Genomic DNA, 21,993 nt, shown 5'->3' on the forward strand with positions numbered 1-21,993 from the left:
GTCACAATGAAAGCGTTTAGATTAGCCCTGCTCGCATCCGCGGTTCTGCTTGCGCCAAGCTCGCTGGCCTTCAGCCAGGAGTGCGCCAAGGAACCCGTAACGGTCGGTTTCCTGCCCAAGCTCGACACGGATCCCTACTTCAAAGTGGCCTTTGGAGGCGCACAAGAGGCAGCCAAGGAAATTGGCGGCACCGCTACCCAGGTCGCCCCATCGCAGGCGACCGCCGAGGCGCAGATCGAATTCATCAACAGCCTTGTCTCGCAGAAGGTCGGAGTCATCGCAATTGCCGGCAACGACGCCAACGCCGTCGCGCCTGCGCTGAAGCGCGCCGTTCAGCAGGGCGTCAGGGTGATTTCGTATGACTCCGATGTGGCCGCCGATGCGCGTGCGGTGTTCGTCAATCAGGTGAAGGGCGACAGCCTCGCCGAGATGATGCTCGAAAGTGCATTCGCCCTCAGCGGCGGTGAAGGCGAATTCGCGATCCTGTCGTCGACGCCGACGGCGACCAACCAGAATGCCTGGATCGACTTCATGAAGGCGAAGATGGCGGCCGAGCCGAAGTTCTCCAAAATGAAGTTGGTGCAGGTGGCCTATGGCGAAGAAAGCGAACAGATCAACCAGCAGCAGGCATTGGCGCTGGTCCAGGCGTTTCCCGATCTCAAGGTGATCATCGTCCCGGCAGGCATCGGCCTTCCGGCGGCCGCGCGTGCACTCGAGGAAGCGGGCATGATCGGCAAGGTCAAGCTGACCGGCCTCGCGCCGGCCACTCTGATCTCGAAATACATCAAGGACGAAGCGGCTCAGGATATCTGGTGGAACGTCACCGATCTTGGCTATCTTACCTATCAGACGGCCCAGGCGTTTGCGCAATGCAAGATCACCGGCAAGGAGGGTGAGAAGTTCACGGCAGGCAGGCTCGGCGAATACACGATTGGCGCCGGCGGCGAACTGATCCTTGGTCCGGCCAAGATCGTAACTCCCGAAAATCTGGCCGAATTCAAATTCTGATCCTGTAGGGCTTGAGTTCTAGGGGGCGCCGGTCCATCCGGCGCCCTTCCTAAAAACCTCTCGAATGAAACAGTGCGGGGCGGCAATGAAGATATTGCTTGCAGGCGAAACCTTTGCAGCGACGACCTCGGTTGCCATCGGCAGCGACGTGCTTACAAGTGCGACCTCGACAAATGGCGCGACGGCCTTCAATGCCGCGCTGACCACTGAAGGCATCGCGGTCACGCAGATCGGCGGCGAGCGTTGCAGCGCGGAGTTTCCCTATGACCTCGATGGGCTCGCCCGATATCAGGCGGTGGTGATCTCCGATGTCGGCGCCCTGACATTGCTGGTGACGCCGGATGCCCGCACCGGGCGTGTCGGCGTCAACCGCCTCGATGTGCTCAAGGCCTATGTCGAAGGTGGCGGCGGGCTGATGCTGGCCGGCGGTTACATGGGCTTTCAGGGCATGTTCGGGACGGCGCGTTTCCACGACACCCCGGTCGAGGACGTTCTGCCGGTCCGTTGCCTACCCTACTGCGACGGCATGGAGGTGCCGCAAGGCCTGCAGGCCTCGATCCTGCAGTCGTCACATCCGATTTTTTCCGGGGTGGAGGGGCCTTTGCCGCCGATTCTCGGCATGAACAAGCTGGAATTCAGGCGCGACGGTTCGTCCCGGCTTCTGGCGACCTGCCACCATCGCGGCACCGACTGGCCGCTCCTTGCCGTCGGTAGCCATGGCCGCGGCCGCACGATTGCCTGGGCAACCGATATCGGCCCGCATTGGCTCTCGCAGAATTTCCTCGCGTGGGCGTTCTACGGAAGACTGATGGCGAATATCGTCCGTTGGCTTGCCGGCAATGAATGAGGAAGCCGGACACTAGGTTTGACCCAGTGCGGTTGTCCTGGCGCGGCCGATGCCGCGCGAGGCGCCGGTGACCAGCACCACCTTGTCGGCCAGGTCGAATTTCGGCGTGAACTCATTTGCCATGCAATTCCACCTTGTTCTTCAAATCGGACCGGCTGCCATGTCGAACCGAATAGGCTCGCGTGAATTCGGCGCCCAGCAGAAATATCTCCGCTGAATAATAGACCCATAACAGCACGACGAGCAGGGCGCCGGCTGCGCCGTATGATGATGAGATGGCGCTGGTTCCGATATACCAGCCAATCAGCGACTTGCCGATGGTGAACAGAAACCCGGTGACCGCGGCGCCGATGCCGACATCGCGCCATTGCAGGCTGCGGTCCGGCAGCACCTTGTAGATTGCGGCAAACAGCAGTGTGATCAGGGCAAACGAGACGATCCCGTTGATGGCGCTCAGGATGATGGTGCCGAACGGCAGGTAGGCGTTGATGACCTCTCCGAGCGCCGAAATTGCAGCGCTTACGACCAGCGACACCAGCAGCAGGAAACCAAGCGCGGCGACCAGGCCCAGGCTTGCAATGCGTGCCCGCACCATTCGTGAAATCGTGGCCCCGCTCGGTTTGACTTTCCAGATTTCGTTCAGCGCCAGCTGCATTTCGCCGAACACGCCGGATGCGGCGACGAACAGCGTGACCAGCCCCAGAATGCTGGCAAGGGTTCCCGCTTCCTTCTGCGAGGCGTTCTCGATCGTCGCCTGCAGCAGCTCGGCACTTTGCGGCCCCATCAGGCCAGCAATCTGTGCCGAAAGGGCGAGTTGCGCCGCCTCGTGCCCGAAGGCCATACCGGCAATAGCGACAACGATGAGCAGGATCGGCGCAAGCGAGGTCGTGGCATAAAACGCTATCGCCGCCCCATGGCTCAGCGCATTGTCGTCGATGAAGCCAAGGATGCTCTGCCTGAGGAGTGTCCAGGCCTCTTTCGCCACATCCCACATGTCCGCCTCGCATGCTCTCCATAAGCAAGTAGAGGAGGCGGAGCGATGGGCGAGAGGCCGAGAGGCCAGCGGGACAGGAGGGGGCGCGGAGCAGCATGACATTCCTGGCTCCCGTCCCCACCACAACAACACACCCTGCCCGAACACTTGCCACGCGCCGGCCATCATGATGCCATGTCAGTAGGGAAGATTGCGCCGTGGGTTCAGGGCTGGGCGATGCTTTTTCCAGGTGCAACAGGGCGCATAGGCGTGGCGTTTGCCGCGCTGCTTTTGTGCGCGCTGGTTCCGGCCTCGGCGGAAGAACCGAAGGCGCTTAAGGGCGTCGCGCTCGTCATCGGGCAGTCCGATTATGAGCATGTCGGCAAGCTGCCCAATCCGGAAAACGACGCCCGCGCCATCGAGGAGATGTTCGACAGGCTCGGCTTCGAAACCGATGTCGCGATCAATCGCGACGCGCGCAAATTGCGGCGCGACCTCGAAGGCTTCGTCGACGATGCCGAGGGTGCCGACGTCGCCATTATCTACTATTCCGGCCACGGCATCGAAGCCGGCGGCGTGAATTTCCTGGTGCCGGTCGATGCCGACATTACAGCGCTCGACGATGCCGGCGAGAAGCTGGTGCCGCTGTCATCGGTCGTGGCCGAGCTGAAGGCCAAGGTGCCGGTCACCATCGTGCTGCTCGATGCCTGCCGCAACGATCCGTTTCCACCGGGCACGCTGCTCAAACTGACGCCGGGCGAAGCGGGCAAGCCGATCGGCGCCGGCGGCCTTGGCTCAACCCGCAGTGTCGTGGCGCTGAACGGCAGAGCGCCGGCCAAGGGTTCGGCGGATGACAGCCTGGGCCAGGTCATCGGCTTTGCCGCCGAGCCCGGCAAGGTGGCGCTCGACGGTCCCGCAGACGGCAACAGCCCCTATGCGGCAGCCATATTACGTCACATCGACATGATGGGCGGCGAGGAATTCGGCACCGTGCTGCGCATGATCGGCGAGGAGGTCTATCTCAAGACCGGCGGCCGGCAGCGGCCGTGGGTCAATGAGAGCCTGCGCCGGCTGCTCTATTTCGGTACGCCCGCCGAGGTGCCGAAAGGCGAAGAGGGCGAGATACTCAGCGAGCGTCGCCGGCTGCTGGTGACGATCTCGACGCTGCCCGACCCGCAACGCCGCCAGATCGAGACGATCGCCCGCGACGGCGGCGTACCGATGGACACGCTCTACGCCATGCTGAAGACGCTGGGCACCGAGAAACCCAGGGACGCGGCCGAGCTCGACAAATTGCTGCGCGGCCAGACCGAGCGGCTGAAACAGGTGCTGGCCGAGCAGGCGACGCTGAAGAGCCAGGATCCGGAAATCGTGCGGCTTTCAAGACTGGCCGAGCAGGCGGTGCAAGAAGGCGCACTCGAAGCAGCGCAGAAAATCCATGACAGGCCAAGGCCCGCGTTGGCGAACTGTCGAAGACCGTCGACCAGGCCGAAGCCGACCTCAAGGCGCGTCGTTTCGAGTTTGCCGAGGTTTTCGGCGACAGCGCCAAAACCTACGAAATTTCCTTCAGCTATCAGGCGGCAGCGCAGGACTATGCCAAGGCCTATGAGCAGGTCGAGAAATGGGACGACCATCAAGCCTGGTTCTACAAGGCAGCCGAGGCCCAGGCGCTCTCCGCGCACGGTTCTTTCTCTGGCGACAATGCCTTTCTGGTGCAGGCGGTCGCTGCCTATGAAATAGCGCTGACCTATGTGTCGCGCGAAAACAGCCCGCGGCAATGGGCTGCCACGCAAAACAATCTCGCCACCACGCTGTCGACGCTGGGCGAACGCGAGGCCGGTCGCGAAAACCTCGACAAGGCGGCTGCCGCCTTCGACCAGGCGCTGACCGTCTACACACGCGACGCCGATCCGGACGATTGGGCCTCGACGCTTGGCAATCTCGGCACCGTCTACTGGCGGCTCGGCCAGCGCGAGAATGGTATCGCACTGCTCGACAAGGCCGTCGCCTCCTTCCGCGCGGCGCTCGCGGTGCAAGCGGCGAAAAAAATGCCGCTCGAGTGGGCGGCGACCGAGAATAATCTCGGCATCGTGCTGTCCGAGATCGGTGAGCGCCAGGCCACGACCGACAGTTTCCGCGCTTCGATCGAAGCGCATCGCGCCGCGCTGACCGAATACCGCAGGAAGCGCGTCCCGCTCGACTGGGCGTTGAGCCAGGTCAATCTCGGCGCGGCCTTGTTTCGCCTTGGCGAGCGTGAAAAAGACGTGCCGACGCTTGAGCAGGCAGTGGCCGCCTATCAGGCTGCCACCGAGGAGATGACGCGCGAGCGCACCCCGGCGCAATGGGCGACGATCCAGAATAATTTGAGCTCGGCGCTGGAATCGATCGGCCAGATCAATGGCGACATCGCCACGCTTCAGCATGCTCGGGAGGCCGCAGAGGCCGCACTTACGGTCTGGACGCGCGAGCATGCGCCGGCGAGCTGGGCGAACGGCCAGTTGACGCTTGGCAATGCCTTGCAGCGCCTTGGAGCCAGGCAGGAAGGCAACGACGCGCTGCTCGAGGCGATCGCTGCCTATGAGGCCGCACTTTCTGAATATCCGCGCGAAAAGCTGCCGCTCGACTGGGCTTCGTTGAAGCAGAATCTAGGCTCGGTCTATGCGACGCTTGGCGATCGGGACACCGGCATCGACTATCTCCGGGAGTCGGCGTCCGCCTATCGCGAGGCCTCGCAGATCTATACCGCCGCCGCTGCTCCAATCGAGTTTGCTTCAATCGAGCACAGTCTCGGCAACGCTTTGTCGACCTGGGGCGACCGCGCCAACGACAAAGCGGTGCTGGAACAAGCGGTCGCCGCCTATGGTGCAGCGCTCACCGTGCGAAGCAAGGACAGCGCCCCGAAGGACTGGGCGAAGACGCAGTTCCGGCTGGGTGCAGCACTTTCCATGCTCGGCAAGGCCAATGGCGGTCCGGACGAGGCGCTCCAGCGCTCGGCGGCGGTCTATCGTGCGGCGCTCGAGGTGCAGAGCCGTGACAGCGATCCTGACGCCTGGGCGGCAACGCAATGGGGCCTGGGCCACGTGCTCCTGGTGTTGGGCGACCGCACGCAGGACGGCGAAGCGTTCCGCCAGTCGGCGACGGCGCTAGAAGCGGCGCTGCCCTTCTACGACCTCGCCACGGTGCCGGAAGATCACGCCCAGCTGCAGAACGAACTAGGCACTGCCTATTACTACCTTGCCGGCAGCGCCAATGACCCATCGCTCTACCAGAAGGCGGCCGCGCATGAAAAGGCACTGGCCGTCTATGTTACGTTGCCCGACCGCTCGCTCTGGGCCTCGGTCGAAGGCGACCTCGGCAATGCCCGCATGATGCAGGCAAACGCCAGCTCCGATCCGGACGCCATGGCCAAGTCTGTTCAGGCCTATGAGGCGGCACTGACGGTGATGAGCCGCGACAGGGATGCCGACGAATGGCTGCGCAACCAGGCAAACCTGGCCAGCGCGCTGTCGACGCTGGGCTACTGGCGCGGTGACGTCGCGCTGCTGAAGCGCTCGGCCGGCATCTATCGCTCGATCCAGAGCGTGCGCACGCGCGACCGCGCCCCCGAACCCTGGGCCAGCACGCAGGCAAGCCTGGCCAATGTGCTTGGCATGATCGGCGCGAAAGAGCCTTCGCCGGCTTTGTTCGCCGAAGCGGTCGCCGTCAATCGGGCGCTCGCAGACGAGGTCGGCCGCGACCGCGACCCCGACCGCTGGGCGAGCCTGCAAAACGAGATCGGCTATCAGCTGACGCTCGCCGGCCGCGCCGAAAACAACGTCGCCAAATTCGAGGAGGCAGTGCCGATCCTGCGCGAGGCGATCGCTGTGCAGAAGAAGATCGGTTCGGTGCCGGGCGTCGCCTTCACCGAGGACAGCCTGTGCGATGTGCTTACCGATCTGGGTGCTGCCCGCAAGCAGAAGGCAATGGTCGAGGAAGCGATAGGCGCCTGCGAGCATGCGCTCGTCATCTTCAGTGAGCGCAAGATGGACGACCTTGCCGCCGGCTCCGCCAAGAACCTTGCCGAGGCAAAAGCCTTGCTGGCCGAATTGCAATAGCGCACAGGAAAAGGTGGCCGCGGCCGGTTTCGATTGGCAATGGGTTGCCGTTCCCTGCTATTCCCGCTTCATAATGCATGTCGCCCAAAAGTGTGCCGCGGTTTTGGGACAACGACATGCATAAAAACAAAGACTTAAAGCAGTGGACGTTCCAGTATGACCAATGTCGCCTTGACCGGGCTTGCCCGCGATCTTGCCAAGCGCGCCGCGGAAGGCCGCCCGGTGCGCATCGGCGTTATCGGTTCCGGCGAGATGGGCACCGACCTGGTGACGCAAGGCATGCTGATGCCGGGCATTTCGGTTTGCGCGATCTCGACGCGCCGCCCGCATACGGCGCGTGACGCCATCCGCATTGCTTATGGCGATCAGGCGATGGCAGCCGAAGCGGACAGCGCTTCGAAGGTCAGCCAGGCGATCGAAAGCGGCAAGATCGCCGTCACCTCGAACGAAATGCTGGTCACCAATCCGCTTATCGATGTCGTCATCGATGCCACCGGCAAGCCCGGCGTCGCCGCCGATTTTGACCTGATGGCGATGCAGCACGGCAAGCACCTGGTGATGATGAATGTCGAGGCCGACGTTACCATCGGCTGCTATCTAAAGCAGCAGGCCGACCGGCTCGGCGTCGTCTATTCGGTCGGCGCAGGCGACGAGCCGTCGAGCTGCATGGAGCTTATCGAGTTCGCCTCGGCGCTCGGCTACACCATCGTCTCCGCCGGCAAGGGCAAAAACAACCCTCTCAACCACGACGCCGTTCCCGCCGACTACCGCGAGGAGGCGCTGCGCCGCAACATGAATCCGCGCATGCTGGTCGAGTTCGTCGACGGCTCGAAAACCATGGTCGAGATGTGCGCCATTGCCAACGCCACCGGGCTGGTGCCCGACGTTCCCGGCATGCACGGCCCCAAGGCCGATCGCGACGAGCTGGTCAAGGTGCTGATCCCGCGCGAGCAGGGCGGCATTCTGTCGAAGAAGGGAGTCGTCGACTACACCGTCGGCAAGGGCGTGGCGCCCGGTGTCTTCGTCATCGTCGAGGCGACGCATCCGCGCATCATCGAGCGCATGGACGATCTGCATATCGGCCACGGTCCCTATTACAGCTTCTTCAGGCCCTACCATCTGACCTCGCTGGAAGTGCCGCTGACGGCCGCTCGCATCGCGCTTTACGGCAAGCCCGACATGGTGCCGCTGCCGCGGCCGGTGGCCGAGGTCTGCGCGGTGGCCAAGCGGGATCTTGCGGCAGGCGAGGTTTTCGATGCGATCGGCGAGACCTGCTACCGCTCCTGGACCATGACCGTCGAACAGGCCCGCGCCCATCGCGCCGTGCCGGTCGGTCTGCTCGAAGGCGGCAAGGTGCTGAAACCGGTGAGGAAAGGCGAATTGCTCACCGCCGACAGTGCCGCGCCCGACCCGACGACCAGGCTGTTCGCCTTGCGCCGGCTGCAGGACGAGATGCTGTATGGGAATCTTGGCGATGGCTGAGGTTCGTGAATCCGAGTTGAAGCGGGAAAATGGACGCCTTTCTCTGGCAGAGCGGCTCGCGGCCATTGCCGATGATCTCAAAGCCAAAGCCGGCAAAGACGGGCGGCCCCTGAACAAGGACGAGATCGACGACTTGTGGGGACATCGCTGATATCTGTCGACATTCTAGGCTATCGCGATTTTGATGTCGGCAGGACAGTGGAGGGCGCGAAGGAACGCCGCGTAACGGCTTTCTACCGGTAGCTAATGCCGAAAGGAACGGTCGACCGTCACCGCCGACCGGCTCCCCCAGAAGCCCTACCTCCCCAGCTCGATAGACCGCAGCCGCGCCGCTTCCACCGCCTCGGTGAGCAGGCGCGTCAGCCGGTCCTCGCCCATCAGTACTGCAAGGGCCGCAGCCGTGGTGCCGTTGGGGCTGGTCACCTGCTGCCTGAGCACGCCCGGCTCCTCGCCGCTTTCGGCGGCCAGCGATGCGGCGCCGTAGACCGTCTGCATGGCCAAGAGCTTGGCAGTCCCGGTCGGCAGGCCGGCTTTCTCGGCGGCCACGGTCAGCCCTTCGATGAAATGGAAGATATAGGCCGGCCCCGACCCGGAGACTGCCGTCACCGCATCCATCAGGGCCTCGTCGTCGATATCGGCCACTTGCCCGCTTGCCGAAAGCAGGTCGGCGACGAAGCGTTTGGTTTCGTCGGAAACCAGCCTGTTGGAAAACACCACCATCATGCCCTTGCCGATCGCCGCCGGCGTGTTGGGCATGCAGCGCACGATCGGCGCGCGGTCGCCGAGAATACCTTCAAACGTGGCGACCGGTGTCCCGGCCGCGATGCTGAGGAAGGTGGTCCGGCCATCGTTGAAGCGGATGTAACCAGCCGTCACGTCGCGGATCACCTGCGGCTTCACCGCAATGACGACGAGAGCCGGCACGGCGTCAGCCGGGATGGCGCCGGCATCGGCGCCAACACCGCAGCCCAGTGCTTCGGCACGCTTGCGCAAGTCGGCATTGGGCTCGACCACGAACACCGCAGTCGCAGCGAGCTTGCCGGCTTTCAGCCAGCCCGAGAGCATGGCGTAGCCCATATTGCCGCAACCGGCGAGAACAAGCCTGATCGTCATCGAAAGCCTCCCATAGAGATGGCTTCCCCATAGACGTTCGCGGCAGGGCGGGGAAGCCCTATTGGGACCGTGATCGGGCGGAAACCCCGACCTTGCGGTTGGGATGCGCATGTAGTCGCGCAGTCGCGCGGCGACCAAATTAACCTTTTATTTCCTATGCCTGTTTAGCATCGCTTAAGCAGTGGCGGTCGCTACGTCCCAGCCCGAGGGGAAGGCTCCAGAAACCATGGCTTATAGGAAAAATCGTGAACACTGGAGGAACGAGCAGTCCTTGCTGTCACTCGTCGAGGCGGTGCGCGGCGAGGACGAAGCATCGCTGGTTTCGCTAGAGGACCGCGCAGGCCCGTCATGGCGCGAGGATGCCGCCACACGCCATCGTCTTGCCCGCTCGCGCCGCGAAGCGCGTGCCAGTCCGATCCTGTTGGCAGCCGCCGGCATAAGCCAGCCCGATCCTGATGAGCCAAAGGCTGGCACCATACTGATGGAAGAGGCTGCAGCTGCCGATGGGTTTTTCGACCCCGCTGGCTCCCTTGGCGGCCCCGATGCCGGTTCCGCCGATCACGCAGCATACCGGGCAGCGCCGCCTCCCGCTCAGCCGGTCGAGGTCGCGCGTACCAAACGTTCTGGTCCGATCGGTGCCGTGTTGTCGGCGCTGAGCCGGCTCATGCCTGGCAGAGCGCCGGAGGAGATGGCGTCCGGTGAGACTTCCGCCGCGACAAATTCCACCGCAGCGATGCCACCTGCGTTCCACCCGCAGCCGCTCTATGCCGATCGGGCACCTTATCCGCAGCAACCCACGCCGCCGCATTCGGCCCATACTCAGGCCTGGTCGAGGAAGGCAAATCAGGCCTCGGAAGCCGCCGATCAGCAAAGCCAGATCGAGGAAATCCGCGTCAGCCTGCGCGAATTCCGCGAGGCGGTTCGCGAGCTCACCGAAAACCGCGCGCGCCGCCGCTATTTCTGAGCGTCGAATAAAACATGCCGGTTTCGAGTTAACGGCATGGGACGGCGCATTGACGGGATTGCCCGGCTCGATTTTCGTGAAAATGCCGCGCTGCAGTCCGCCCGCAGCGCATGGTTCTGGGCAACGGCCTGCATAAAAGATATCTGGAGCGCGCCGCATGGATGTTTTAACGCGGCAGGCTTACGCGATAGGCGTCGAGGGTGGTTCATGGCTGAGTTGATTGACGGAAAAAGCGTCGCCGAAGACGTGGTGCGGCGGGTCAAGGCCCTGACCGCCGAGCTGGCGGAAAAGGGCGGACGGCAGCCCGGTCTCGCCGTGGTCATCGTCGGCGAGGATCCGGCGAGCCAGGTCTATGTCGCCTCCAAATCCCGCACCGCCAAGGAATGCGGCTTCCATTCGGTTCAGCACACGCTGCCGGCCGAAACCTCCGAGCCGGACCTGTTGAAGATCATCGGCCAGCTCAACGCCGATCCGGCCATCAACGGCATCCTCGTGCAGCTTCCGCTTCCCGGCCATATCGATTCCGGCAAGATCATCCAGACCATCGCGCCGGAGAAGGATGTCGACGGCTTCCACTTCATCAATGTCGGCAAGCTCGGCACCGGCGAACTCGAGACCGCCTTCGTGCCTTGCACGCCGGCCGGCTCGATGCTGCTGATCGAACGCGTGCGCGGCAAGGACCTGTCCGGTCTCAATGCGGTCGTCGTCGGGCGTTCGAACATCGTCGGCAAACCGATGGCCAATCTTCTGCTTGCCGCCAACTGCACCGTCACCATCGCACACAGCCGGACCAGGGACCTGCCGGCGCTTGCCCGCACCGCCGATATTCTGGTTGCAGCCGTCGGCCGGCCTGAAATGGTCCGCGGCGACTGGGTCAAGCCTGGCGCCACCGTCATCGATGTCGGCATCAACCGCGTCGCCGCACCTGAAAAGGGCCAAGGCAAGACGCGCCTCGTCGGCGACGTCGCCTTTGCCGAAGCAGCGAAGGCGGCCGGCGCCATCACGCCGGTGCCTGGCGGCGTCGGGCCGATGACCATTGCCATGCTGATGGCCAACACGCTAGCTTCCGCCTATCTCGCAGCCGGATTGAAACGGCCTTCCTTCTGACCAGAAAGCAGCGTCCTTGCCGAACCTCACTGTTCCCTTAGAACGGCCGGTCACCAATGATCCCGTTCAGGGCGGGCGGCAGTTCGGGTTTCTGTTGGTCGACAAGTTCTCCATGTTCTCGCTGGCCGCGGCAATCGACACGTTCCGGTCGGCGAACCGGCTGCTCGGCCGCGATTTCTATGGCTGGACTACGGTGTCGGCCGACGGCGACGCCGTCATGGCGTCCAACGGCCTGCCGCTCAAGATCGACTACGCGGTTGCCGATCTGCCGCCGGTCGATATCCTGTTCGTCTCGGTCGGGCTGACGACGGAATTTCCCGGCAAGAGCAAGGTGCTGGCGGCGCTGCGCAGCTGGGGCCGGCGCGGCAATGCGCTCGGCGCGCTTTCGGTTGGCTCTTACCTGCTTGCCGAAGCAGGCCAGCTCGATGGCTATCGCTGCACCATTCATTGGGAAAACCGCGCCGGTTTCCTCGAACGCTTTCCGGACATCAACTGCACCGGCAACGTCTTCGAGATCGACCGCAAGCGCTACACCTGCGCCGGCGGCACCACATCGATCGACCTGATGCTGGAGATCGTGCGCGGTGATTTCGGCTCGAGCCTCGCCAATGGCGTCGCCAACCAGTTCCAGCATGAGCGCATCCGCTCGGCCGGGGACCGCCAGCGCGTCGGCCCGGAACGCGACCTGACCGGCAAGTCGGAGAAGCTGCGCCGCATCGTCGAGCTGATGGCCGACCATCTCGACGAGCCGCTGTCGGCGGTGCAGCTCGCCAAGTCGGCGGGCCTGTCGGTGCGCCAGGTCGAGCGCCTGTTCCTGCGCCATCTCAGCGTGACGCCCGGGCGCTACTATATGCGGCTTAGACTCGAGCGGGCGCGCGAACTGCTGCGCCAGACCAACATGCCGATCCTCGACGTGGCGATCGCCACCGGCTTCACCTCGCATTCCTATTTTGCCCAGAGCTATCGGCTCCAATTCGGCCGGCCGCCTTCCGAGGAACGCCGCACGACCTATTGAGGGTTGCACAGAGGTGGCGCAGCTTCGTACTCCACCCGGGCTTGTGTCGCGACGCAGCGTCAAATAGCTTTCCGGCGCCGAGCGGCGGCGACTGACGGGGGGATTTTTGATGACGGGATTTGTGCAGAGCGTCGCTGCGGCGGCCCTGTTGCTGTGGACGACAGGGTTCGGCTTCGCCGCCGATCGCGTCATCGTCATTCTCGATGCCTCCGGCTCGATGTGGGCGCAGATCGACGGCAAGCCCAAGCTCGAAATCGCCCGTCAATCGCTGCGGAACGTGCTGCAATCGGTCCCGGCCGAGGAGGAAATAGGCTTCATGGCCTATGGCCATCGCGAGAAGGCCAGTTGCGACGACATCGAACTCATCGTGCCACCGCAGGCAGGCTCGGCAAGTGCGATCTCAGCCGCGGCCGACAGCTTGAAATTTCAGGGCAAGACGCCGTTGACCGCCGCGGTCAAGCAAGCGGCGGAAGCATTGAAATACACCGAGGACAAGGCGACGGTCGTGCTCATCACCGATGGCATCGAGACATGCAACGGCGATCCCTGTGCGCTCGGCAAGGAACTGGAGGCTGCTGGCGTCGACTTCACCGTCAATGTCGTCGGCTTCGGCCTGACGGCGGCCGAAGGCAAGCAGATCGGTTGCCTCGCCGACAATACCGGCGGCAAATATATCGAAGCGTCGGATGAAAAGGCATTGCAGGACGCCCTCGTCGAGACCGTCGCGCCTCCACCACCCGCCCCTGAACCGACTCCCGCCCCGCAGCCTGCTCCCCAGCCGGCGCCCGCTCAGCCGGCGGAGTACAATTTCGTGCCCACCGTCGTGCTTGCCGAGGGTGGCGATCCCGTCACCGACGGCAATGCCTGGGAGATCTACAAGGCGAATTCCGACGGCACGCGCGGCGATCCCGTCACCACCGAATATGGCACCTACAAGGGCAATCTGGAGCCGGGCGACTATATCGTCGTCGCGCGTGCCGGCGAGGCCAGGGCCGAACAGAAGATCACAATAGAGCCTGGCCAGGTCGCCAAACCGCACTTCAACCTGAATGCCGGCACGCTGGTCATCCACCCCAGGCCGAGCGAAGGAGCGGACGTTGATGACGGCGCGGCTGTCGTAATCGGCTATCCCGGCGTCGACACCCCGCCGACCTATTACGGTGATACGAAAGTCGTGCTGCCGGCCGGTGACCTGAAGGTGACGGTCACGATCGGCCAGGGCATGGTTATCGAGACGATCCCGCTTGCCGCCGGCAGGGTCATCGACAAGGACATCATCGTCGGCGTCGGGCGTGTCGTCGCCAACGCCTATTATGCTGCCGGCGGCGACAAGGCCGAGGGTTCGGGCATCGGCTTCAAAGTGCTCCAGGCGAAAAAGAACGTCGACGGAACCAGGCAGGAGGTGACTTATGCCTACGGTCCGGACAGCAAGTTCGATCTGCCGCCCGACGATTATGTAATGGTCGCGACGGTCGACCTTGCGGTGGCCGAGCAGCCGTTCAGCGTCAAGGTTGGCGACCATCAGGATCTGAAGATCGCGATGAACGCCGGCATGCTGACGATAACCGCGCCAGGAGCCTCGAAGATCGAGATATTCGAGGCCAGGAAGGCCATCGACGGAACCCGCAAGTCGGTCGGCTACGCCTATGATCAGAAGTATCAAGCCACCCTGTCGGCCGGTGACTACGCGGTGGTTTCGGAGAAATCGGACAACAGCTCGAAGGAAGGCACGGTAACGGTCAGGGCCGGCGCGCGAGCCGAACTGACGGTTCAATAAATCCAGTGGAGAGCAGCCATTAGCCGCTCTTACTTATTGCCGAAAAAATCACGCCGTACCGAAGGCGCTGGCGCCATGGTCGGCGCGTCCCACCAACTGCCGGAACCCGGCGAAAAGCTCGCGGCCGAAGCCGAATTCATTGCCTATGAGGTCGCTGTCCGCGGGCCGGCGCAGTGCGAAATCGCCGGCTGGCACCAGTACCTCCAGCGTCCCGGCCTCGGCGTCGAGCCTGATGATATCGCCGTCATGGATCCTGGCGATAGGCCCGTCCTCCGCCGCTTCCGGCGTCACGTGGATCGCCGCCGGCACCTTGCCTGAAGCGCCCGACATGCGGCCGTCGGTGACCAGCGCCACATGCTGGCCGCGGTCCTGCAGGATGCCGAGCACGGTGGTCAGCCTGTGCAATTCCGGCATGCCGTTGGCCTTCGGACCCTGGAACCGAATGACGGCGATGAAGTCGCCGGTCAGCGACCCCGCCGTGAACGCCTCGTTCAGGCCTTGCTGGCTGTCGAACACCTTGGCCGGCGCCTCGATGATGCGCCGCTCCGGCTTGACCGCCGATGTCTTGATGACGGCGTGGCCGAGATTGCCCGAAAGCACTTTCAGACCGCCGCTCGGCTGGAACGCCTTCTTGAACGGCGCCAGCACCTTCTCGTCCCCGCTCTCGCGCGGCGAAGCCTCGCGCACGACGCCGCCGTCGGCGCCGAGCCTGGCCTCGACCGCGTAGGGGCGCAGCCCTTCGCCCCACACCGTCTGCACATCCTCATGCAGGATGCCCGCGTCGAGCAGTTCGCGGATCAGGAAGCCGAGCCCGCCGGCGGCATGGAAGTGGTTCACATCGGCAAGGCCGTTCGGATAGACTCGCGCCAGCAGAGGCACGGCTTCCGAGATGTCGGAAATATCCTGCCAGGTAATGGCGATGCCGGCCGCCGCTGCCATGGCGATCAGGTGGATGGTGTGGTTGGTCGAACCGCCGGTGGCGTGCAGGCCGACGATACCGTTGACGATCGAGCGCTCGTCGATCATCCGCCCGACCGGCGTGTAGGCGTTGCCGAGCGCGGTGATCGCCAGCGCCCGCTTCGTCGCCTCCCTGGTCAGTGCGTCGCGCAACGGCGTGCCGGGATTGACGAAGGAAGCGCCAGGCGTGTGCAGGCCCATGATCTCCATCAGCATCTGGTTGGAATTGGCGGTACCGTAGAAAGTGCAGGTTCCCGGCCCGTGATAGGATTTTGATTCCGCTTCGAGCAGTTCGGCCCGTCCCGCCTTGCCCTCGGCATAGAGCTGGCGGATCTTGGCTTTTTCGTTGTTCGGAATGCCGGTCGTCATCGGCCCGGCCGGGATGAAGACCGCCGGCAGATGGCCGAAGGTCAGCGCCGCGATCACCAGTCCAGGCACGATCTTGTCGCAGACGCCGAGATAGACGGCGGCATCGAACATGTTGTGCGACAGGCCGATTGCCGCGGCCATGGCGATCACGTCGCGCGAGAACAGCGACAGCTCCATTCCGGGCTGGCCCTGGGTGACGCCGTCGCACATCGCCGGCACGCCGCCGGCCACCTGGGCGATGCCGCCGGCCTCGCGCGCCGCATCCTTGATCAGCCTCGGAAACGTCTCGAAAGGCTGATGCGCCGACAGCATGTCGTTATAGGAGGTGATAATGCCGAGATTCGGCACCCGGTCGCCGCCAAGCGCCACCTTTTCGGAAGGGCTGCAGACGGCAAAGCCATGGGCCAGGTTGCCGCAGGACAGCACGGCCCGGTTGGCGGTGCGGTTCGAGGCTTCGGCGATGCGGCCGAGATAGGCCTCGCGACCGGGCTTGGAGCGCTCACGGATGCGCTGGGTGATGGCTTCGATATCGCGTCTTGCGGTCATGGCGGTCGGTCCTTTCAGGCGAGGTCCCGCAAACACCTTCCGGCTGTTGCCGGGACCTGCAGCCAAGTTGAGATCAGGGTGCCCAGAAAACCTCTACGGGCTTTTGAGTGGCATCGAGCACGGCGCGAATGGGCTTTCGTGTTCCAGTTCCAAGCGCGGCCTCGAATGCGCTGCGTTTTTCCGCGCCCTCGATATGCAGCGCGATGAAGGCGGCTTTGATGATCCGCGCCAGTGACAGCGTCAGCCGTGGCTCGCCGGCGCTTGCCGCATGAACCGGAAGCACGACCCTTTGCGACGACGGATCGAGCAATCTTGCCAGGTTCTCGGCATCCGGAAAGAACGAGGCGGTGTGGCCATCAGTTCCCATGCCGAGCACAACGACGTCGAGTGGCCAGGGCAGCACTTGCAGTGCCTCGCTGTCGGAGACCGCTGCACCCTCGATACTTGCCGCGGCGTGGTAGAGCGGCACGAAATTCGCGGCGGCGGCCGCGTTCTGCAGCAGGTTGGCGGCAACCAGGCCGGCATTGGAGCGCGGCGATGAGGGCGGCACGAAGCGCTCGTCGACCAATGTTATCGTCACCTTTTCCCAGGCGATCGGAACGGTCGAAAGCGCCGCGAAGAATTTCGCCGGCGTCGTGCCGCCCGAGACCGCAAGCAGCGCCGTGCCGCGCTCGGCGATCGCCTTTGACAGACGGCCGGCGACGTGGCCGGCAAGCGCTGTCGCCAACTCCTGGCGTCCGGCAAATTCGTGCCAGTTGTAGGCGCCGCCTAATTGCTCTCGTGCCATGTCCGCCCGTCGCGTTCGATCAGCGCAATCGAGGCCGAGGGGCCCCATGTGCCGGCGGTGTAGCCTTGCGCCTCTTGCCTGCCGCTCTCCCAGGCGTCCTGGATCGGGTCGATCCATTTCCACGCCGCCTCGACCTCGTCGCGGCGCATGAACAGCGTCTGGTTGCCACGGATGACGTCCATGATCAGCCGCTCATAGGCATCGGGGGCGCGGCCGTCGAAGGATTGCGCAAAACTCATGTCGAGCGGAATCTGGCGCAGTCGCATGCCGCCCGGCCCCGGGTCCTTGATCATGATGAACTGCTTGACGCCCTCGTCGGGCTGCAGCCTGATGACCAGCTGGTTGGCGGAGATCGGCCCGGCGCTCTCGCCGAAGATCGAATGCGGGATCGGCTTGAATTCGATGACGATCTCCGAAACGCGCGTCGCCAGCCGCTTGCCGGTTCGGAGGTAGAACGGCACGCCCGCCCAGCGCCAGTTGCCGATCTCGGCCTTGAGCGCAACGAAAGTCTCGGTGTTGCTGTTCTTGCCGAGTTCCTCGACATAGCCTTTCACCGGCCCGCCGGCCGAGGCGCCGGCACGATACTGCCCGCGCACCGTGTGCTTCGGTGCTTCGTTGCCGTTGATGCGCTTCAGCGCCCGCAGCACCTTCAGCTTTTCGTCACGGACGGCATCGGCGTCCATCGACGACGGCGCCTCCATCGCGACCAGGCAGAGCAGCTGCAGCATGTGGTTCTGCACCATGTCGCGCAATGCGCCGGCCTTGTCGTAATAGGTGACGCGGTCTTCCAGGCCGACAGTCTCGGCCACGGTGATCTGCACATGATCGACATTGGCGGAATTCCAAAGCGGCTCGTAGAGCGCGTTGGCAAAACGCAGCGCCATCAAATTCTGGACCGTCTCCTTGCCGAGATAGTGGTCGATGCGGAAAATCTGGCTTTCATGGAAGTCGTCGCCGACCAGGTCGTTGAGCGCGCGCGCCGAAGCGAGATCGCGGCCGATCGGCTTTTCCAGCACGATGCGCGAATTCGGCGTGATCAGCCCGTGCTCCTTCAGCTTGTGCGAGATGTCGCCGAACAGCGCCGGCGCCACAGCCAGATAGAAAGCGCGGATGTGTTCGCTGTCGCCGATCGCCTTCTTCAGCCTGTCGAAGCCGGCACCTGTGGTTGCATCTGCCGGGATATAGGAGAGCCGCGCGAGGAACGTCTTCAGTTCCGTGGCGTCGATATCCTCCGGTTTCACATGATCGGCAATCGCCTGCCTGGCGAACGACTGGAATTCCTCGTCGGTCATCTTCGAACGCGATGTGCCGATGATGCGCGTCGGCTCGGAAAACTGGTGGTCGCGCTGCCGGTGGTACAGCGACGGCAGAAGCTTACGTTCCGAGAGGTCGCCGGTGCCGCCGAAAATGATGAAGTCGAAAGGGTCGACGGGAATGATCTGGCTGGTCATGGTCTGTCCGCTGTGACGCCGGTCGCGATAACGCGGCTGATATAATCTAATCGATTTAAACTTGCCAGTGCCATTGCGTCACATCCGCGTGTGCTCTTGACACCGGCGCTGGCCGGAGGCTTGTCGGCAAGCGATGCTTCCGGAGCCTTCGCAGTTGCAGCATAGAGCCGGATGGCAGCGAAAGCCAAAGGAGAAATCGTCGATGGACGCACATCTTTCGATGGCCTGGCCAAACGCGTCATCGATCGCTTTCAACGATGAGTGAGAAAAGCATGCGCCTCAAAAATAAGGTCGCAATCATCACTGGCGCTGCCTCGGGCTTTGGCGAGGGCATGGCCAGGCGCTTTGCCGAGGAGGGCGCGCGGGTAGTCGTCGCCGATCTGAACGCCAAGGGCGCAGAGCGCGTTGCCGGCGAGATCGGCGAAAAGGCGATCTGGACCCAGACCGACGTCTCGCTGCGGTCCGAATTCGACGACATGGTCCATGCCGCAATGAGCGCCTTCGGCCGCATCGACATCATGGTCAACAACGCGGGTTACACCCATCGCAACGGTGACATGCTGGAAGTCGACGAAGCGACCTTCGACCTGATCACATCAGTCAACATGAAGGCGATCTACCACGCAGCGCTTGCAGTGGTGCCGGTCATGGAACGGCAAGGCGGTGGCGTCATCCTGACGACGGCCTCCACCGCCGGTATCAGACCGCGGCCCGGCCTCACCTGGTACAATGCATCGAAGGGCTGGGCGATCACCGCGACCAAATCGATGGCGGTGGAACTCGCGCCGAAGAACATCCGCGTCAACTGCCTCTGCCCAGTTGCCGGCGAGACCGGCATGCTCGCGAAATTCATGGGCGCCGACACACCCGAGATCCGCGAGAAGTTCCGCGCGTCGATCCCGCTCGGCCGGCTTTCGACGCCGCTCGACATAGCCAATGCCGCGCTTTGGCTTGCTTCGGACGAAGCGGCTTTCATCACTGGCGTGGCGCTGGAAGTCGACGGCGGACGTTGTATTTGAACGGCCGGGGCCTCCGGCGGAGGACTGGCTGACGGCGAGCGACCCGCAATCGCTCTGCCGGCCCTACGCCCCGGTTTTGACGTAGCTCTTGTAAATCCAGCCGCGCTTGCCGTTGTAGACGATCTGGCACCATTGCTTGCAGCTCATCACCTGCACCGAGGTCTTGGCCGGCACGGTGAGAATGGCGGCCGCATTCTTTTTTGGGCCGGTGCGCATGGTGACGGATCTCAGGATGCGTCCGGTACCGGCAGTATTGGCTCTTCCGGAATTTGCCTTGGTGCTGTTGTCGTCTTCGCTCGAAGTCTGCGTCGGCAGTTGCGGCTTGGGCGTGGGGATGGCGGCGGTCTGCGCGCCATCGGGCCCGCTGTTTTTCGTTGAGCTGCCGGGAGCCGCGACTTTGGCAAACAATGCCGCAGCATCGGGTTTTGCTGCCGGGTCGGCGAATGCCACCGAAGCAGACGATTTATCGGTCGCCTGCTCGGTCTGGCTTGCCAGCTGGTCGGATGCTGCCGTGGCGGCGGCCGATGCCGTCTTTGGCCCTGTCCAGCGCGGATCGTTGGGAGCCAGCGCTGGTATCTCGGCTTCCGCTGCGGCCACCGCTGGGGAAACCGCATCTGCCTTGCCCGTCGTCCGCGGCGCCGCAGCAACCTTGGCAGGCATGATCTTCGTCGTCTTGACCGGGATGGTCGGAACGATCTGCTCAGGACTTGCGGCCGCTTGTCGCTCATTTGCCGGCAATGCCAGCCACAGTGCCACCGCGGCAACGCCGAGCAGTGCGACCGTGCCAAGCGCGGCTATCACCAGATGCGCGTTCGACCGGACCCCGTGCCAGAACGTCGGCCGCATATCGTAGCCGAATTGCATCGCAAGGCGCCGTCGTTCCGGCGCGCCGAAACTGAAGGGCTCTCTCACACTTGCCACCTCCATTTGCGGGCCAATGTTCTTACGACCCATGCCGGAGAGCCGGCATTTCGATCGGCATCGGTCCCAAACCAAAAGCGGGCAGGCCCGCAAAAATTCCCCGTTCAGCTGCCCACGAGCATCATCTTTCGCCCGCGATTGTGGCATCACTGCGCCCTTGGCGGGAATTCTGCGCCCTGGTTAAGGATTCTGCAACGTCTGGTTAGATCCTGTCCCGCAACGCGTACCAGTTGAGCGCAAGGAAGAGCAGTGGCGCGCGCAAACGCCGGCCGCCGGGGAAGGGTGGAATTTTCAGGTCCTCGATCAGCTTCAGACGGTCGCGGTTGCCGGCGACCGTCTCGGCATAAAGCTTGCCGAAAAAGTTCGACAGCATGACGCCGTGGCCGGAATAACCGCCGATCGAAATCACATTGGGCATCACTTCGCGCACGAACGGCTTTCTCGGCACGGTGATGCCGACATAGCCGCCCCAGCCATGGGTGATCTCGACGTCGTTCAGTGCCGGATAAATCTCGGCAATCTGCCGGCGGATGTGGATGTGGATGTCCTTGGGATCGTTGACCGCATAGATCTCGCGCCCGCCAAACAGCAGCCGCCCATCCTTCGATTTGCGGAAATAGCGCACGACAAAGCGCGAATCGTCGACCGCCTCGCCACCCGGCAACACTTTGGAATCGGCTCCCAGCGGTATAGTCGCGCCGATGAACGAGCCGATCGGCATGATATGCGCGGCACTCACCGGTTCGAGCGTGCCGCCATAGGCATTGACCCCGATCAGGCATTTAGCGGCGGTGATCGTGCCCTTCGGCGTCGCAACCCTGACCTTGCCGCCGCCGGAGGTGATGCCGGTCGACGGCGTCTGCTCGAAAAGCTTTGCGCCGGCCTCTGCCGCCACCTTTGCGGTGCCGATGACCAGTTTCAGCGGATGGATGTGGCCGGTGCCGGTGTCGCGGGTGCCGCCGAAATAATGCGTCGAGCCCAGCCGCTCGGCTGTCTCCGCGGCATCCATGAATGAGATGTGCGGATAGCCGAAACGGCTCGCCATGATCTCGGCATGCGCCTTGTAGTCGTCGACATAGCGCTTCTTGTGCGCCACCGACATCTGGCCGGGCATATAGTCGATCTCGATCTGGTGCATCGCGGCAAAGTCGAGCAGATGCGCCTTGGCCTTTTCGGCCAGGTCGAACAGTGCCTTGGCGCGGGAAAAGCCGTATTCCGCTTCCAGTTCCTCTGCCCAGGCCCGTTGTCCGGTGCCGAGCTGGCCACCATTGCGGCCCGATGCGCCGTCACCGAAACGATGCGTTTCGATAAGCACGACATCCGCGCCTGTCGTGGCGAGATGAGCCGCCGCCGACAGGCCGGTAAAGCCGCCGCCGACAATCACCACATCGCATGTCCGGTCGCCGTCGAGCGCCGGATATTCGGGCCTTGGCCCGGCCGTGTCTTCGTACCAGGAGCGGCCGGGGGAGATTGGGGATTGGTAAGTCATGATGCTCGGCTAGGGCAGTAGGGCAGTAGGGCAGTAGGGCAGTAGGGCAGTAGGGCAGTAGGGCAGTAGGGCAG

18 protein-coding genes are annotated in these 21,993 nt (G+C 63.7%); 11 read left to right on the forward strand and 7 right to left on the reverse strand.

What is annotated here, in order from left to right; genetic code table 11:
* The first annotated feature begins 6 nt into the window (after positions 1-6).
* Together NKH60_RS29155 and NKH60_RS29160 are read left to right on the forward strand one after the other, a co-directional pair.
* A complete protein-coding gene (locus tag NKH60_RS29155) occupies positions 7-1,008 on the forward strand; it encodes a rhamnose ABC transporter substrate-binding protein (RefSeq protein ID WP_023677420.1) in 1,002 nt (333 codons plus the stop codon).
* Positions 1,009-1,093: 85 nt separating this feature from the next.
* Entirely contained in the window at positions 1,094-1,855 is a 762-nt protein-coding gene (locus NKH60_RS29160) for a glutamine amidotransferase (RefSeq protein ID WP_352616632.1), read from the forward strand.
* A 112-nt stretch (positions 1,856-1,967) separates the two neighbouring features.
* Here NKH60_RS29160 and NKH60_RS29165 read toward each other — a convergent pair whose 3' ends face one another.
* On the reverse strand, positions 1,968-2,849 hold the full coding sequence (locus NKH60_RS29165) for a YihY/virulence factor BrkB family protein (RefSeq protein ID WP_352616634.1): 882 nt from the start codon (positions 2,847-2,849) through the stop codon (positions 1,968-1,970).
* Between the two features lie 249 nt (positions 2,850-3,098).
* Between NKH60_RS29165 and NKH60_RS29170 the strand changes: the two genes are divergently transcribed.
* The 4 genes from NKH60_RS29170 to NKH60_RS29185 all read left to right on the forward strand — a co-directional run bounded on the left by NKH60_RS29170 (position 3,099) and on the right by NKH60_RS29185 (position 8,555).
* Positions 3,099-4,568, forward strand: coding sequence for a caspase family protein (locus tag NKH60_RS29170; protein WP_352874300.1), 1,470 nt, complete (start codon positions 3,099-3,101; stop codon positions 4,566-4,568).
* A complete protein-coding gene (locus NKH60_RS29175; protein ID WP_352874302.1) occupies positions 4,541-6,922 on the forward strand; it encodes a tetratricopeptide repeat protein in 2,382 nt (793 codons plus the stop codon). The genes NKH60_RS29170 and NKH60_RS29175 overlap by 28 nt, the downstream gene beginning before the upstream one ends.
* 156 nt (positions 6,923-7,078) lie before the next feature.
* A complete protein-coding gene (locus tag NKH60_RS29180; RefSeq protein WP_352616639.1) occupies positions 7,079-8,404 on the forward strand; it encodes an NAD(P)H-dependent oxidoreductase in 1,326 nt (441 codons plus the stop codon).
* Positions 8,397-8,555, forward strand: a complete 159-nt coding sequence (locus NKH60_RS29185) for a hypothetical protein (protein WP_352616642.1) — start codon at positions 8,397-8,399, stop codon at positions 8,553-8,555. Before NKH60_RS29180 ends, NKH60_RS29185 begins: the two co-directional genes overlap by 8 nt.
* 146 nt (positions 8,556-8,701) lie before the next feature.
* Here NKH60_RS29185 and proC read toward each other — a convergent pair whose 3' ends face one another.
* Positions 8,702-9,517 (reverse strand): pyrroline-5-carboxylate reductase, encoded by an 816-nt coding sequence (gene proC / locus NKH60_RS29190; protein WP_352616645.1) that lies wholly within the window; start codon positions 9,515-9,517, stop codon positions 8,702-8,704.
* Positions 9,518-9,788: 271 nt separating this feature from the next.
* Here proC and NKH60_RS29195 point away from each other — a divergent pair, with 271 nt between their 5' ends.
* From NKH60_RS29195 to NKH60_RS29210, 4 genes are all read left to right on the forward strand, one after another.
* The gene (locus NKH60_RS29195) at positions 9,789-10,481 is read left to right on the forward strand and encodes a hypothetical protein (RefSeq protein WP_352874305.1); all 693 of its coding nucleotides are present in this window, start codon (positions 9,789-9,791) and stop codon (positions 10,479-10,481) included.
* Between the two features lie 207 nt (positions 10,482-10,688).
* On the forward strand, positions 10,689-11,588 hold the full coding sequence (gene folD, locus NKH60_RS29200; RefSeq protein ID WP_352616650.1) for a bifunctional methylenetetrahydrofolate dehydrogenase/methenyltetrahydrofolate cyclohydrolase FolD: 900 nt from the start codon (positions 10,689-10,691) through the stop codon (positions 11,586-11,588).
* A gap of 16 nt (positions 11,589-11,604) precedes the next feature.
* A complete protein-coding gene (locus NKH60_RS29205; RefSeq protein ID WP_254820541.1) occupies positions 11,605-12,603 on the forward strand; it encodes a GlxA family transcriptional regulator in 999 nt (332 codons plus the stop codon).
* A gap of 109 nt (positions 12,604-12,712) precedes the next feature.
* Entirely contained in the window at positions 12,713-14,380 is a 1,668-nt protein-coding gene (locus NKH60_RS29210) for a vWA domain-containing protein (RefSeq protein ID WP_352616652.1), read from the forward strand.
* A 48-nt stretch (positions 14,381-14,428) separates the two neighbouring features.
* Here the strand turns inward: NKH60_RS29210 and edd are convergent, their stop codons facing one another.
* The 3 genes from edd to zwf form a co-directional block, all read right to left on the reverse strand.
* Complete coding sequence (edd, locus tag NKH60_RS29215; protein WP_352874308.1) at positions 14,429-16,252, reverse strand: phosphogluconate dehydratase; 1,824 nt, start codon at positions 16,250-16,252, stop codon at positions 14,429-14,431.
* A 73-nt stretch (positions 16,253-16,325) separates the two neighbouring features.
* Complete coding sequence (pgl, locus tag NKH60_RS29220) at positions 16,326-17,039, reverse strand: 6-phosphogluconolactonase (protein ID WP_352541755.1); 714 nt, start codon at positions 17,037-17,039, stop codon at positions 16,326-16,328.
* Positions 17,021-18,490, reverse strand: a complete 1,470-nt coding sequence (gene zwf / locus NKH60_RS29225) for a glucose-6-phosphate dehydrogenase (RefSeq protein WP_352472717.1) — start codon at positions 18,488-18,490, stop codon at positions 17,021-17,023. Before zwf ends, pgl begins: the two co-directional genes overlap by 19 nt.
* Before the next feature lie 272 nt (positions 18,491-18,762).
* On the opposite strand from zwf, the gene NKH60_RS29230 reads away from it, so the two are divergent.
* Complete coding sequence (locus NKH60_RS29230; RefSeq protein ID WP_023677438.1) at positions 18,763-19,509, forward strand: SDR family oxidoreductase; 747 nt, start codon at positions 18,763-18,765, stop codon at positions 19,507-19,509.
* Between the two features lie 63 nt (positions 19,510-19,572).
* On the opposite strand, the gene NKH60_RS29235 is transcribed toward NKH60_RS29230, so the two are convergent.
* On the reverse strand, positions 19,573-20,373 hold the full coding sequence (locus NKH60_RS29235) for an SH3 domain-containing protein (RefSeq protein WP_352616656.1): 801 nt from the start codon (positions 20,371-20,373) through the stop codon (positions 19,573-19,575).
* Positions 20,374-20,632: 259 nt separating this feature from the next.
* A complete protein-coding gene (locus NKH60_RS29240) occupies positions 20,633-21,919 on the reverse strand; it encodes an NAD(P)/FAD-dependent oxidoreductase (RefSeq protein ID WP_352616659.1) in 1,287 nt (428 codons plus the stop codon).
* Positions 21,920-21,993 lie beyond the last annotated feature (74 nt).

The organism is Mesorhizobium sp. M1006 (genome assembly GCF_040318825.1).
Taxonomy (GTDB): domain Bacteria; phylum Pseudomonadota; class Alphaproteobacteria; order Rhizobiales; family Rhizobiaceae; genus Mesorhizobium.

Coding starts and splice junctions, on each gene's coding strand:
- NKH60_RS29155 (WP_023677420.1), top strand. CDS start 7: ATGAAAGCGTTTAGATTAGCCCTGCTCGCATCCGCGGTTCTGCTTGCG.
- edd (WP_352874308.1), bottom strand. CDS start 16,252: ATGACCGCAAGACGCGATATCGAAGCCATCACCCAGCGCATCCGTGAG.
- NKH60_RS29160 (WP_352616632.1), top strand. CDS start 1,094: ATGAAGATATTGCTTGCAGGCGAAACCTTTGCAGCGACGACCTCGGTT.
- folD (WP_352616650.1), top strand. CDS start 10,689: ATGGCTGAGTTGATTGACGGAAAAAGCGTCGCCGAAGACGTGGTGCGG.
- NKH60_RS29165 (WP_352616634.1), bottom strand. CDS start 2,849: ATGTGGGATGTGGCGAAAGAGGCCTGGACACTCCTCAGGCAGAGCATC.
- NKH60_RS29230 (WP_023677438.1), top strand. CDS start 18,763: ATGCGCCTCAAAAATAAGGTCGCAATCATCACTGGCGCTGCCTCGGGC.
- pgl (WP_352541755.1), bottom strand. CDS start 17,039: ATGGCACGAGAGCAATTAGGCGGCGCCTACAACTGGCACGAATTTGCC.
- zwf (WP_352472717.1), bottom strand. CDS start 18,490: ATGACCAGCCAGATCATTCCCGTCGACCCTTTCGACTTCATCATTTTC.
- NKH60_RS29240 (WP_352616659.1), bottom strand. CDS start 21,919: ATGACTTACCAATCCCCAATCTCCCCCGGCCGCTCCTGGTACGAAGAC.
- NKH60_RS29210 (WP_352616652.1), top strand. CDS start 12,713: ATGACGGGATTTGTGCAGAGCGTCGCTGCGGCGGCCCTGTTGCTGTGG.
- NKH60_RS29185 (WP_352616642.1), top strand. CDS start 8,397: ATGGCTGAGGTTCGTGAATCCGAGTTGAAGCGGGAAAATGGACGCCTT.
- NKH60_RS29180 (WP_352616639.1), top strand. CDS start 7,079: ATGACCAATGTCGCCTTGACCGGGCTTGCCCGCGATCTTGCCAAGCGC.
- NKH60_RS29235 (WP_352616656.1), bottom strand. CDS start 20,373: ATGCAATTCGGCTACGATATGCGGCCGACGTTCTGGCACGGGGTCCGG.
- proC (WP_352616645.1), bottom strand. CDS start 9,517: ATGACGATCAGGCTTGTTCTCGCCGGTTGCGGCAATATGGGCTACGCC.